We start from the raw sequence: 11,919 nt of genomic DNA, 5'->3' as shown, positions 1-11,919 counted from the left end.
CTCGGGGCCGGCACCGCTCGAACGGACGAAGTTTCCGCGAACTTTTCACAGACAGCACCGGGCCGGTCGTCCGCTCAGCAGACGACCGGCCCGCTCCCCCTTGGTGTTACTTGATCTTCTTGTACGCGCGGGGCTTGTAGCCGCCGTTCTTCAGCGTCGACACGGAGACCTTCTCGTGGTCCATGTCGGTCGCGGTGCTGCCCTCCTCGTAGATCCACATCACGGTCTTGTCGGCGTTCGCCCACTTCTCGAACAGCTTGACGTGGCCGGTGCTCAGGACGATGTCACCGGGCTTGAGGGCGTTCCACGCGATGGGCTTGGAGACGTTCGGCAGCGTGTAGGTGGTGAGGCTGCTGGTGAGCTTCCAGGCCATCGAGACGAAGCCGGAGCAGTCGGTCCGGTACTTCTTGCCGTGGTTGATGTCCCAGTAGGAGCCCTTCTGGTTGTAGGGCACCTTCTTGTCCCACCAGTACTTCGCCCGCTTGAGCACCTCGGCCCGGGTGATGGAGCCGCCGTACCCGGCGGCGGCGGCCTCGGCACTGGTGTCCGGGGCGTCCTCGACCCCCTCCTCGGCGGCGATCTGGACCAGCGGCCTGCTGTCCTCGGCCGCCGCGACCCCCACCGACCCCCACAACAACGCTCCGGCCACCACCGGCGCGACCGCCAGTCGTGCGAGCTTGTTCAACGCGTTCACCTGCACTGTTCCCCCTTGTACGTGGTGTTGCGCCTGACGTGGGGAACTCTGCCGAGCGCACCTTGCGGGAACCTTGTCGCCGGCGTGCGCGGGGTGGCAGGAGAGGCAGCAGTGAGGGGCGGGGTGGCGGCGGCGGGCGCCACCCCATCCGCCGCTGTCAGGGTGCGGGGGTGATTCGGGCCAGGGCGCCGATCTCCAGGGCGACCCAGAGCGCGCCGTCCGGGCCGAGGGTGATGCCGTGCGGTTCGGAGCGCGGGGTGGGCAGGTCGTGCAGGGCCACCGTGCCGTCCGGTGCCAGCCGCCCGACCCGGTTGCCGCCCCACTCCGTGAACCACAGCGCGCCGTCCGGGCCGGGCGTGATGGCGTGCGGCCGGCCGAGCGGGTCGGGGAGCGGGAACTCCTCCACCACGCCGTCCACGTCGATCCGGCCCACCCGGCCGGCGGTGATCTCGACGAACCACAGCCGCCCGTCCGGGCCCGCCGCCAGGCCGACCGGACCGGCGCCGTCGGTGGGCAGCGGGTGGATCGACACCTCGCCGGTCACGGTGATGCGGCCGACCGAGTCGGCCTGGTTGAGGGTGAACCACAGCGCCCCGTCCGGGCCGGCCGCGATCGCCGACGGCAGGCCGCCGGAGACCGGTAGCGGGAACTCCGTCACCGACCCGTCCACGGAGATCCGGCCGATCCGGTCCGCGGTCGACTCGGTGAACCACAGGGCACCGTCCGGGCCGGCCGCGATGCCGAACGGCCCGCACTCGGCCAGCGGGAACTCCGTCACCGCCCCGGTCACCGAGATCCGCCCGATGCGGTGGGCCTTGTACTCGGTGAACCACAACGCGCCGTCCGGTCCGGCGGTGATCACGGTCGGCCCGCAGTCCGGGTCGAGCGCGTGGTTCACCGGCGCGCCACCGGGTTCCAGGCGGCCGATGTGTCCACTGTGGACGAGCGTGTACCACAGCGCACCGTCCGGCCCGGTGGTGATGGCGTAGGGACCGCCACCGGGCACGGCGTGCTCCTCGATCGTCAGGTGAGTCATGCAGGGTGCTCCCCGTCGTCGGTCGGGCAGGGTCGGGCAGGGTCAGGCAGGGGCGGGCGGGGTCAGGCAGGGGCGGGCGGGGTCGTGCGTGCAGGGTCGTGTGGAGCAGGGTCGTGCGGCCAGGTCACGCGATGAGTTCGGCCAGGACACGGGTTCGGGTGCCCTGGCGGAGCTTGCCCATGCCCTTGGCCTCGATCTGGCGGATGCGCTCGCGGGTCAACCCGTACCGGCGGCCGATCTCGTCCAGGCTCAGCGGAGTCTCGTCGGACAACCCGTACCGCAGCGAGATCACCTCCGCCTCGCGCTCGGTCAACGTCCCGAGCACCTTGTCCAACGCCGGCCGCACCGCCGCCTCCGCGACCACCTCGCCGGGGTCGGGCGCGTCGTCCGGCAGCAGGTCGCCCAGCTCCGCGTCACCGTCGTCACCCAGCCGGACGTGCAGGGACACCGGGTCCCGGGCGTACCGCAGGGCCAGCACGACCTTGTCCACGGGCACCCCCACCTCCTCGGCCAGCTCTTCGGGCGTGCGCGGGCGGTCGGCCTGCGCCTTCTTCACGCGGTAGAGGACGTCCGCCATGTGCGTGGGCAGCCGGATGGTGCGGCTCTGGTCCGCGTGCGCACGGCTCACGGCCTGCTTGATCCACCACGTGGCGTACGTGGAGAACTTCAGGCCGCGCCGGTGGTCGAATTTGTCCACAGCGTGCATCATGCCGATCGTCCCCTCCTGCACCAGGTCCGCCAGCGGCATGCCTTCGCTCGTGGCGTACCGGCGGGCGATCGACACGACCAGCCGCAGGTTCGCCCGAACCATGTGGTCCTTGGCCCGCCGGCCGTCCCGGACGAGCCGCTCCAGGTCGGCCCGCTCGGCCGCGGTGAGCCCTTCGGTCCCGCACCCCTGCTCCGCCCGGTCGAGCCGTTCCCGCGCGAGCACACCGGCCTCGATGCGTTCACCCAGCGCCACCTCCTGCTCGGCGGTCAACAACGGCGTGCGGCCGATCTGGCCCAGGAAGTCCCTCACACGACCCCTTCCGTCTGACGTCTCGCTCAAAACTTAGGTCGGACCTAAGAACATGTCAAGCACAAGTTTGGCCCCGACCTATGTATAGTGCTCGCATGACGTCGTCGCCGCCGGGCCTTCGCGCCCGCAAGAAGCAGCAGACTAGGGAGAACATCTCCCACCAGGCCACCCGCCTGTTCCTGGAGCGCGGGTTCGACAAGGTGACGATCGCCGACGTCGCCGAGGCCGCCGAGGTCGCCAAGATGACCGTCACCAACTACTTCCCGCGCAAGGAGGACCTGGCCCTCGACCTGGGCGAGGTGTTCGTCGGCATGCTCGCCCGGACCGTCCGCGAGCGCGCACCCGGCGAATCCGCCCTGGCCGCGCTGCACCGCGCGTACGCGGAGGCCGTCGCCCGGCAGGACCCGGTGATCGGCTTCTCCGGCCCGGAGTTCGCCCGGATGATCGCCGACAGCCCGGCCCTGGTCTCCCGGCTGCGCGAGTTCCACGACGACCGCGAGGCCGCTCTGGCCGAGACCCTGGCGATCGAGACCGGCGCCCGCCCGGACGACCTGCGCGCCCGAGTCGCCGCCGCCCTGCTCGGCAGCGTCCACCGGCTGCTGTTCGACGAGACCCTGCGCCGAACGGTGGCGGGCGAACCGAACGACAAGATCGCCGCCGCCCTCGCCACCCACGTGGACACCGCCTTCGGCGCCCTGGAGCCGTCGCTGGGCTCGTACGCCGTCCGGGCGTGAGCTCGCGGCTATAGTGGCCGCCGTCGAGCCCGGGACCAGGGTGTTCGCCGACCGCGTGGAACGGAGAGAGCCGATGACGGCGTCGGGTGGCGAAGCCGCGGACCAGGTGCCGCCGCACCGCCTCAACACCGCCGACCAGGTGGCCGCCGTGCTGCGCAAGCGGATCACCGACGGGCTGCTCGAACCCGGTCGCCAGCTCCGCGAGGAGCAGCTCGCCACCGCCCTGGGCATCTCCCGCAACACCATCCGCGAGGCGTTCCGGGTCCTCCTGCACGACGAGCTGATCGTCCGCGAGCCCTACCGGGGCGTGTTCGTCCGGGTCGTCACCGCCGAGGACGTCGAGGACGTCTTCCGCACCCGCAAGCTCCTCGAACCCCTCGGCCTGGACGCCCTGGTCGCCGACCCGGCCGCCGCCGCCCGGCTGCTGGAGATCGCCGACACCGCCGACGCCGCCGCGCGGGCCGGGGACTGGCGCGGTGTGGGCACCGCGAACCTCGACCTGCACCGGGCGCTGGTCGAGCCGTGCCGCAGCCGGCGGCTGGACCGGATGTTCACGCAGCTGTTCGCCGAGCTGCGGCTGGCGTTCCTGCTCGCCGACGACCCCCAGCCGCTGCACGAGCCGTACCTGGCGTGGAACCGGCGGATCGCCGAACTGGTAGTGGCCGGCGACGCCGACGCCGCCCGCCGCGAGCTGCTGCGCTACCTCGACGACGCCGAGCGCCGCATCACCGCCGCGGTCAGGGCGAAGAACTGAACCCGGGCGGCGTCGGGACGAGCTGGACCCCGGAGGTCAGGAGGAGCCGGCCCCCGGCACCGCCAGGCCCGACTCGTAGGCCGCGATCACCGCCTGCACCCGGTCGCGCAGCCCGAGCTTGGCCAGCACGTTGCTGACGTGCGTCTTGACCGTGTGCTCGGTGACGACCATCGCCTCGGCGATCTCGGCGTTGGTCAGGCCGCGCGCGATGAGCACCAGCGTCTCCTGCTCGCGCGTGGTCAGCGCGGGCAGCCGGACCGCCGGCGCGAGCGGGGTCGCGGGCGAGGTGAAGCGGGCGATCAGCTTGCGGGTCACCGAGGGAGCGAGCAGTGCCTCGCCGGCGGCGACGACGCGGACCGCGTGCACCAGGTCGTCCCGCCGCACGTCCTTGAGCAGGAACCCGCTCGCCCCCGCCTTCAACGCCTCGAACACGTACTCGTCCACGTCGAACGTGGTCAGCATCAACACCTTCGCCTCGCCGCCGACCCGCCGCGCGGCCTCGATGCCGTCCACGCCGGGCATCCGGATGTCCAGCAGCACCACGTCCGGCCGCAGCGCCCGCACCGCCTCGACCGCCGCCGCCCCGTCCCCGACCTCGGCGACGACCTCGATGTCCGGCTGGGCGTCGAGGATCATGGCGAACCCGGCGCGCACCAGCTCCTGGTCGTCGGCGACCACCACCCGGATGGTCATGCCGGCAACCGCACCGACACGCGGAACCCCGGCGCGTCCACCCGGGGCCCGACCTCCACCGTCCCGCCGCACGCCGCCGCCCGCTCGCGCATGCCGATCACCCCGCGACCACCCGCCACGCCCCGGTCGCCCGGCGCACCCCGACCACCCACCGCTCCTCGACCACCCGCCGTCGAAGCGCCGCGCCCGTCGTCCTCCACGTTGATCACCAACCCGTCCTCCGCCCAGTCCAACCGCACCCACGCCCGCGCCGCCCCCGCGTGCCGCACGACGTTGGTCAGCGCCTCCTGCGTGATCCGGTAGGCGGCGACCGCCACGTCCGGGCGCAGCGGCACCGGCGACCCCGTCGTCGTGAAGTCCACCTCAACCCCGGCTCGCCGCACCTGCTCGGCCAGTCCGGGCACGTCGTCCAAGGTCGGCTGCGGCCCTCGCGGACCGCCCTCGTCGTCCAGCACGGTCAGGATGCGGCGCAGCTGGGCCATCGCGTCCCGCCCCGCCGAGGCGATCGCGTCGAACGCGGCCTCCGCGCGGGCCGGGTCGGCGCGCAGCACCACCGGTCCCGCCTCGGCCTGCACCACCATGACGCTGACCGCGTGGGAGAGGATGTCGTGCATGTCCCGGGCGATGCGGGCGCGTTCCCGCTCGGCCGCGCGTTCGGCTTCCAGTTCCCGCTCCCGTTCCAGGCGCACCGCACGCTCCTCGGCCGCCGCGTGCAGCCGGCCCAACGCGTAGGCGGCGGTCAGCAGCGCGATCGTGCGCAGGGCGGTCACCGGCCCGACCGCGACGAGCGTCCCGCCGAAGGACAGCGCCAACGCCGTGAACCGGGCCTTCGGCGAGGAGTGCGCGGCCACGGCGTGCATCGCGAGCAACGGCCCGTACCAGACGGGCTGGTCGGGTGCCTCGCCCGCGTGGTCGTAGCTCGCGGCGGCGAGGAGCGTGGCCACCAGCACCGGCACGGGGAACCGGTGCCGCCAGCACAGCGGCAGCGCCGACGCCAGCACGACGACGTAAGCGAGCAGGTCGAACGGGCCTTGCCGGATCGCGAAGGGCCCCAGCTGGGCCGCCGCGACCAGCACGGGAAGGCCCCAGCGGATCAGCACGCCCGTCATCCTCACACAAGCACCGCGGCGCGCTGCTTCTTGCGCGCCAGCGGCACGAACGAGACGAACAACAGCACCGCCCCGACCGGGATCAGGTCCTTGTCCACGATCGGCATCACCAGGTCGGCCACCACCAGCACCGGCGTCCACACCTTGACCTCCCTGCGCAACGCCAACGCCACGACGAGCCCGAGCTGGCCGACGCCGAAGATGTACGGCGCGAGGTCGTAGCAGAACAGCATCACGCCTGGGACAGCGCGGACCTGCTTGCCGATCGCGGAGAGATCGGCGTGGTCCGCGGCGAGGAACCCGGCGACGATGTCGATGGCGAACTGCCCGATGAACCCGACCGCGCCCACCGTGCCGATCACGGCGAGGATCCGCGCGCGGGGACCGAGCATCGACGCCATGTCCCAGAAGATCCGGATGAACAGGACGAGCGCGCCGACGAAGAACAGGTGGCCGATCGTCCACGCGGGGCCGGGGCCGCGTTCCCCGTCGAAGCCGTCGATGATGCGGGCGATCCCGTAGGCCAGGACCAGCAGCGGTGTGGCGAGGTAGGCGTTCATGGGGAAGATCCTGCGGGGATGGCCGGCCCGTTTGATCACCCGCGGGAGCGGTCTTCGCCCTCCCCCTCAAGAGTGAGGAGGGCCTTGGCGGTCACGTCGTCGTCCGGGAGCAGGACCACCAGCCGGTGCTCGTCACCGCCCGGGAGCACGAGCCCTTCGAACGCCAACCGCAGCTCCCCGACCGCCGGGTGCGCCCACCGCTCGACGCCCGTCCACCGGGGCAGCGCGGCCCCGGCCCGACTGGTGAACTCGTGCCCGGCGACGATCGTCAACTCGTCGACGAGCTGAGCGGCGATGCGGTCCCCCAGGTCCGCCGCCGCCCGCAGCCCCGCCGCCCGGGTGTCGGCGATCGCGTCCCAGTCCGGGTGGAGCACTCGCGCGCGGGGGTCGGTGAACGTGAAGCGGGCGGTGTTGGACGCGTCGAGCAGGCCGGTCGGTGCGGCCAGTGCGCGGAAGCCCTCGCTGTGGGCGAGGAGGTCACCGGCCGGGTTCACCACGTACGCGTGGTCCAGCCGGTCGAGCAGGGCCTGGACGGTCGGCCGCAACGGCTCGGGGGTGTGGGTGCAGGTGGTGCCGGCCTTGACCAGCCGGTGCAGGTGGACGCGCTCCTCGGGCGCCAAGCCGAAGACGTCCGCGAGGGAGGCGATCACCGACGCCGACGGCTGCCGGTCACTGCCCCGCTCCAACCGGATCAGGTACTCGACGCTGATCCCCGCGAGGTCCGCCACCTCGGCACGGCGCAGCCCCGGTGTCCGGCGCCGCCCGACCGGCAGCCCGAACCGGTCGGGACTGGTCGTCTCGCGCCGGGCACGCAGGAACCTGCCCAGCGCGTTGTCGGCCACGCCGGCGAGTCTAGGGGTCCCTCCCACGGTCTCCCTCGGGCAGCGGAGGTCGGGGAGGGTGGGGCGCATGAAGTACCGACTCTTCGGCCAGACCGGCCTGCGCGTCTCCGAGCTGCTGCTGGGCACGATGGTGTTCCAGGACCGCGAGGAGGCACGGCGGATCGTGGGCGCGTACGCGGACGCCGGCGGCAACGTCCTGGACACCGCCTCTGCCTACGGCGACAGCGAGAGCCTCCTCGGCGAGGTCCTGACCGACCGCGACCGCTTCGTCCTGGCCACGAAGTACACCCTGTCCCGCGACACCACCGACCCCAACGCCGCCGGCAACCACCGGAAGAACCTGCGCCTGTCCCTGGAACGCAGCCTGCGCCGGCTGCGGACCGACCACGTGGACATCTTCTGGGTGCACATCTGGGACCGGCACACCCCGGTCGAAGAGACCATGCGCGCGTTGGACGATGCCGTAAGAGCAGGCAAGGTTCTTTATGTGGGCGTCTCGGACGCGCCGGCATGGGTCGTCGCCCACGCGAACACCCTGGCGCAGTGGCGGGGCTGGACGCCGTTCGCCGGCTTGCAGGTGCCGTACAACCTGCTCAACCGGGACGTCGAGCGCGAACTGCTGCCGATGGCGGAGGCTTTCGGGTTGAGCGTGACCGCCTGGGCACCGTTGGCGGCGGGCAAGCTGGTCGGCGGGTCACGGGCCGTGCCTTCGGCGGCGGAGGCACCGGTGGTGGAGGCGGTGCGCTCGGTGGCCGCGGAGTTGGGGGTGACGGCGGCCCAGGTGGCGTTGGCGTGGACGCGGGCCAAGTCGCCGGTGGTGCTGCCGTTGGTGGGGGTCAGCAAGGCCGCGCAACTGGCGGACAACCTGGGCGCGCTGGAGGTCGAACTGCCGGCGGAGGCGGTCGCGCGGTTGGAGGCGGCTTCGGACTTCCGGGTCGGGTTCCCGGGGGACTTCATCGCGGAGTGCGAGCCGTCGCCGTTCGTGTTCGGCGACCACGCGACCAAGGTCGAGCGACGGTTGCCGAGGCTCGTCTAGGTGTGCTGCCCGGAGAGGTTGTGAACAGGGCAACACGTGATCGGATGATCTTGGAATGAGGGAGGGCCTCCGGGTTCGGTGTGGATTGCGACATCTGCACCGACGACCCCGGAGGCCCTCAATTCCTCACGCTAACGCACCGCTGACCGAGCTGGGCAGGCTGCGGATGGCCCGGTGTGTCATCGACGACGGCTGGCCGCTGCGCCAGGCCGCGCAACGCTTCCAGGTGTCGGTGGGCACCGCCTCCCGGTGGGCCGGCCGCTACCGCGCCGAGGGTGCGGCGGGCATGACCGACCGGTCCTCCCGCCCGCGCACCAGCCCCGGCCGCACTCCGACCCGCACCGAGCGGCGGATCGTCAAGGTCCGACTGGCCCGGCTCGTGCATCTGGACCGTGCCACCGGACAGCCGGTGCGCCGCTACGAACGCGACGCGGCCGGCGACCTGGTGCACGTCGACATCAAGAAGTCGGGCAACATCCCCGACGGCGGCGGCCACAAGGTCCACGGCCGGGCAGCGGGCAACCACAACAAACAGCGCACCGCCGGCCCGGTCCGACGCGGCGGCCAACCCAGGATCGGCTACAGCTACCTGCACAACGCCGTGGACGATCACAGCAGGCTCGCCTACGTCGAGATCCTGCCCGACGAGACCAAGGAAACCGCCACCGCGTTCCGGGCCAGAGCCCAGACCTACTTCCACGCCAACGGGATCACCGTCAAGCGGGTGCACACCGACAACGGGTCCTGCTACCGATCACGACTCTGGCGCGACGCCCTCACCGCCGCGGGCATCACGCACAAACGCACCCGCCCGTATCGACCGCAGACCAACGGCAAAGTGGAGCGCTTCAACCGCACCCTGCTCGACGAATGGGCCTACGCCCGCCCCTACCAATCCGAAAGCGAACGCCGAGAGGCACTGCCCCAGTGGCCGCACACCTACAATCACCACCACAGCCACACCGCGCTCAAGGGCCTACCACCCGCCGGCCGCGTCCCCAACCTCACGGGGCAGTACAGCTAGGGCTTGCACTGCGGAGGCTGGCAGAGCATTCCGCTGAGCGCCGCGTGGAAGATCGAGGTGATGGCGGCCGGGTCCGGGGTGGTGAAGGCTCGGCCGCCGGTCGCCGTGGCGATGGCCGTCAGCTCCTCCACGTCCGCGTCCTCGCCGATGCCCAGGGCCACCACCGGCAGGGGGCGTCTCGGGTCTTGGAGCGCGGCGAGTTCCTCCAGGAGGGTCTCGCGGGTGATGCCGGCCCGGTCCTCGTTCCGGCCGTCGGTCATCACCACGACCACGTTCAGCCGGCCCGACTCCCAGTTCTCGCGGGCCGACCGGTAGCTCGCCAGGACGCTGTCGTACAGGCCGGTCGCGCCGCCCTCGATGGCCCGCACCCCGCGGAGCTTGGCCGGTGAGCCCGTGGCCAGGTGTTCGGCGACCGTCTTCACCGGCAGGAGCTCCCGGTAGTCGCGGTCGCCGTCGAGGTTGGTGGAGAAGAGCCACACGCCGACCTTCGTGGTGGACTTGACGATGCCGAAGCCGGCCTCGGTCGCGGCCACCGTGACGGCCATGCGGTTCCGGTCCGTGCCGGGGACGGGTTGGCCCATCGAGCCCGAGACGTCCAGCAGGATGTGCAGCCGGCCGCTGAGGTTGATGACCGCCCACTGGTTGAGGACCTCGTCCACGGCGTCCGGCTCGGGGACCGGCACCGGCTCGACGACGGTCGGGGTCCAGCCGGCGTGGCCGTCCGGGGAGCGGAGGTCGGGCGGCGGGGGTGTCTCCAGCAGGGCGGACAGGAGCTGTTGGGCGGTGGCCCGGTGGTGCGCGTTGGGGAGGACGGTGAAGGGGTAGTCCAGCGCGGGCACCGGCGGATCCGGGTAGAGCGGGACCAGGCGCTTGCCGTCGCGGTTGTGCTCGAGGAGGGCCTGTTCGGACAGGGCGACGGCCGGGGTGTCGGTGGTGCCCGCGGTGGTGGCGAGCCTGCGCAGGGTCGCCGTGAGGGCCGCGCTGGTGGGGGCCAGGTGGCGGGCGGCCAGGACCGTGGACAGGCCCACCGGGTCGCGGGCCGGGTCGGGGAGGCCGACGCGGAGGGTGTCCAGGGCGTCGGACCAGGTGGGCGGGGACGGCAGGTCGGCGGCGGCGTCCTCGGTGATGCCGAGGACGACCGGGGACATGGCCACGGACGTGCCGTGCACGGGCAGGTCCCAGCTCTTCCCCGCTTGGGCGCGGCGCAGCCAGGTGGTGGAGGACGGGATCCAGACGTCCACGCCGGTCAGGTTCTCGGCCACCAACGCGGGATCGCGGGCGGTCACGGTGATCCGGGCGCAGGGCAGGCGTCGGGCGGCCTGGTCCACCGCGGGCGCGACTTCGGGGGCGGCGGCGACCGAGAGGGTGGTGACCTCGGTGCAGTCGTCCGCGCCGAAGCGCAGGTGGGGCACGCCGACCCACGCCGCCACCGCGAGCACGAGGAGCACGCCGAAGACCACGGCGGGAGCACGCCGAGCGCCACCCATGTCCACTCCCGTCGACCACACGCCACCGGCCGGGGAAACGCCGCCAGACGTCACCGCACGTTAACCCAGGTCCGGCCGATGCCCCTTGTCCGCGCGCACAACGTGTTCTGTCGCCGGGGCCAACGGTCCGGTGGCTATGTTCCCCCTCACCAGCGCCCACATCCGGGAGAGATCGGGTGGACTTCGACCAGGTTCGTCAGGACTGGACCACGCTCGGCGCGCAGGACCCGCTGTGGGCGGTGAGCGTGGCGCCGGACAAGCGCGGCGGTCGGTGGGACGTCGACGAGTTCCTCGCCGAGGGCCGCCGGGACGTGGCGCGGGCGCGGGCGTGGCTGACCCGGTTGGGGCTGCCGACGCGGTGGGGGCGGGTGCTGGACTTCGGGTGCGGGGCGGGGCGGTTGTCGCAGGCGCTGGCCGAGCACGCCGAGGAGGTCGTCGGCGTGGACGTGTCGGTGCCGATGCTGGAGACCGCACGGGCGCTGGACCGCAGCGGCGGGCGGTGCCGGTTCGTCCTCAACGAGTCGCCCGACCTGCACGTCTTCCCCAGCGGCAGCTTCGACCTGGTGTTCTCGGAGCTGGTGCTCCAGCACCTGCCGAGGCGGGTGGGCACCGAGTACCTGGCCGAGTTCGTGCGGGTGCTGCGGCCGGGCGCGGTGGCGCTGGTCCAGTGCACGACCCGTCCACTGTGGACGCTCAAGGGCATCGGGTGGCGGATCGCGCCGAACCCGGTGGTCCGGTTCGCGCAACGGGTCCTGCTCGACTACCCCGCGCCGATGCGCATGACGGCACTGCCCGAGGCGAGGGTGCGGGCAGTGGTGGCCGCGCACGGCGGCGAGGTCGTGGACAGCGCCACCGCGCCGGAACCCGCGACGCACTGGGAGTCCACCCGGTACGTGATCCGCAAGCTCGGCGGGGGGCGCTGACATCCGCAC

The 11,919-nt window shown here is 72.5% G+C and carries 13 protein-coding genes; 5 read left to right on the top strand and 8 right to left on the bottom strand.

Features of this window, described 5'->3' with window-relative positions; all coding sequences use genetic code 11:
• Window positions 1-106: 106 nt before the first annotated feature.
• The 3 genes from DFJ66_RS29625 to DFJ66_RS29615 all read right to left on the bottom strand — a co-directional run bounded on the left by DFJ66_RS29625 (window position 107) and on the right by DFJ66_RS29615 (window position 2,748).
• Window positions 107-694: an NlpC/P60 family protein gene (locus DFJ66_RS29625; RefSeq protein WP_121225920.1), complete on the bottom strand. Its 588-nt coding sequence runs from the start codon at window positions 692-694 to the stop codon at window positions 107-109.
• 157 nt (window positions 695-851) lie between these two features.
• A complete protein-coding gene (locus tag DFJ66_RS29620) occupies window positions 852-1,730 on the bottom strand; it encodes a Vgb family protein (protein WP_121225918.1) in 879 nt (292 codons plus the stop codon).
• Window positions 1,731-1,854: 124 nt separating this feature from the next.
• Window positions 1,855-2,748, bottom strand: coding sequence for a sigma-70 family RNA polymerase sigma factor (locus DFJ66_RS29615; protein ID WP_211351372.1), 894 nt, complete (start codon window positions 2,746-2,748; stop codon window positions 1,855-1,857).
• Window positions 2,749-2,843: 95 nt separating this feature from the next.
• Between DFJ66_RS29615 and DFJ66_RS29610 the strand changes: the two genes are divergently transcribed.
• A complete protein-coding gene (locus DFJ66_RS29610; protein ID WP_121225914.1) occupies window positions 2,844-3,482 on the top strand; it encodes a TetR/AcrR family transcriptional regulator in 639 nt (212 codons plus the stop codon).
• A 73-nt stretch (window positions 3,483-3,555) separates the two neighbouring features.
• Complete coding sequence (locus tag DFJ66_RS29605) at window positions 3,556-4,236, top strand: GntR family transcriptional regulator (RefSeq protein WP_121231919.1); 681 nt, start codon at window positions 3,556-3,558, stop codon at window positions 4,234-4,236.
• 36 nt (window positions 4,237-4,272) lie between these two features.
• On the opposite strand, the gene DFJ66_RS29600 is transcribed toward DFJ66_RS29605, so the two are convergent.
• Genes DFJ66_RS29600 through DFJ66_RS29585 form a run of 4 tightly spaced genes read right to left on the bottom strand, consistent with a single transcriptional unit; the run spans window position 4,273 to window position 7,440 of the window.
• Window positions 4,273-4,929 carry a response regulator gene (locus DFJ66_RS29600; protein WP_121225912.1) on the bottom strand — a complete coding sequence of 219 codons (657 nt, stop codon included), beginning with the start codon at window positions 4,927-4,929 and terminating at the stop codon, window positions 4,273-4,275.
• Window positions 4,926-6,029 (bottom strand): sensor histidine kinase, encoded by a 1,104-nt coding sequence (locus DFJ66_RS29595; RefSeq protein WP_211351371.1) that lies wholly within the window; start codon window positions 6,027-6,029, stop codon window positions 4,926-4,928. The genes DFJ66_RS29600 and DFJ66_RS29595 overlap by 4 nt, the downstream gene beginning before the upstream one ends.
• Window positions 6,030-6,040: 11 nt before the next feature.
• Window positions 6,041-6,598, bottom strand: a complete 558-nt coding sequence (locus DFJ66_RS29590; RefSeq protein ID WP_121225908.1) for a hypothetical protein — start codon at window positions 6,596-6,598, stop codon at window positions 6,041-6,043.
• Window positions 6,599-6,633: 35 nt separating this feature from the next.
• Window positions 6,634-7,440 carry a helix-turn-helix domain-containing protein gene (locus DFJ66_RS29585; RefSeq protein ID WP_121225906.1) on the bottom strand — a complete coding sequence of 269 codons (807 nt, stop codon included), beginning with the start codon at window positions 7,438-7,440 and terminating at the stop codon, window positions 6,634-6,636.
• Between the two features lie 67 nt (window positions 7,441-7,507).
• On the opposite strand from DFJ66_RS29585, the gene DFJ66_RS29580 reads away from it, so the two are divergent.
• Window positions 7,508-8,476 (top strand): aldo/keto reductase, encoded by a 969-nt coding sequence (locus tag DFJ66_RS29580; protein ID WP_211351370.1) that lies wholly within the window; start codon window positions 7,508-7,510, stop codon window positions 8,474-8,476.
• A gap of 121 nt (window positions 8,477-8,597) precedes the next feature.
• Complete coding sequence (locus tag DFJ66_RS29575) at window positions 8,598-9,500, top strand: IS481 family transposase (protein ID WP_121231917.1); 903 nt, start codon at window positions 8,598-8,600, stop codon at window positions 9,498-9,500.
• Here DFJ66_RS29575 and DFJ66_RS29570 read toward each other — a convergent pair.
• Window positions 9,497-10,987, bottom strand: coding sequence for a substrate-binding and VWA domain-containing protein (locus DFJ66_RS29570; protein ID WP_147459396.1), 1,491 nt, complete (start codon window positions 10,985-10,987; stop codon window positions 9,497-9,499). The two genes, DFJ66_RS29575 and DFJ66_RS29570, sit on opposite strands and share 4 nt — an antisense overlap.
• A gap of 176 nt (window positions 10,988-11,163) precedes the next feature.
• On the opposite strand from DFJ66_RS29570, the gene DFJ66_RS29565 reads away from it, so the two are divergent.
• On the top strand, window positions 11,164-11,910 hold the full coding sequence (locus DFJ66_RS29565) for a class I SAM-dependent methyltransferase (protein WP_211351369.1): 747 nt from the start codon (window positions 11,164-11,166) through the stop codon (window positions 11,908-11,910).
• Window positions 11,911-11,919: the final 9 nt, after the last annotated feature.

Source organism: Saccharothrix variisporea, assembly GCF_003634995.1.
GTDB classification, from domain to species: domain Bacteria; phylum Actinomycetota; class Actinomycetes; order Mycobacteriales; family Pseudonocardiaceae; genus Actinosynnema; species Actinosynnema variisporeum.
Note: the sequence above shows the minus strand (reverse complement) of the source record. Positions and strands in the feature narration are given on the sequence as shown.

Bases quoted from the DNA above. Each gene is read 5' to 3' on its own strand.
- DFJ66_RS29620 (WP_121225918.1), bottom strand. From the start codon at position 1,730: ATGACTCACCTGACGATCGAGGAGCACGCCGTGCCCGGTGGCGGTCCC.
- DFJ66_RS29610 (WP_121225914.1), top strand. From the start codon at position 2,844: ATGACGTCGTCGCCGCCGGGCCTTCGCGCCCGCAAGAAGCAGCAGACT.
- DFJ66_RS29605 (WP_121231919.1), top strand. From the start codon at position 3,556: ATGACGGCGTCGGGTGGCGAAGCCGCGGACCAGGTGCCGCCGCACCGC.
- DFJ66_RS29600 (WP_121225912.1), bottom strand. From the start codon at position 4,929: ATGACCATCCGGGTGGTGGTCGCCGACGACCAGGAGCTGGTGCGCGCC.
- DFJ66_RS29590 (WP_121225908.1), bottom strand. From the start codon at position 6,598: ATGAACGCCTACCTCGCCACACCGCTGCTGGTCCTGGCCTACGGGATC.
- DFJ66_RS29580 (WP_211351370.1), top strand. From the start codon at position 7,508: ATGAAGTACCGACTCTTCGGCCAGACCGGCCTGCGCGTCTCCGAGCTG.
- DFJ66_RS29570 (WP_147459396.1), bottom strand. From the start codon at position 10,987: ATGGGTGGCGCTCGGCGTGCTCCCGCCGTGGTCTTCGGCGTGCTCCTC.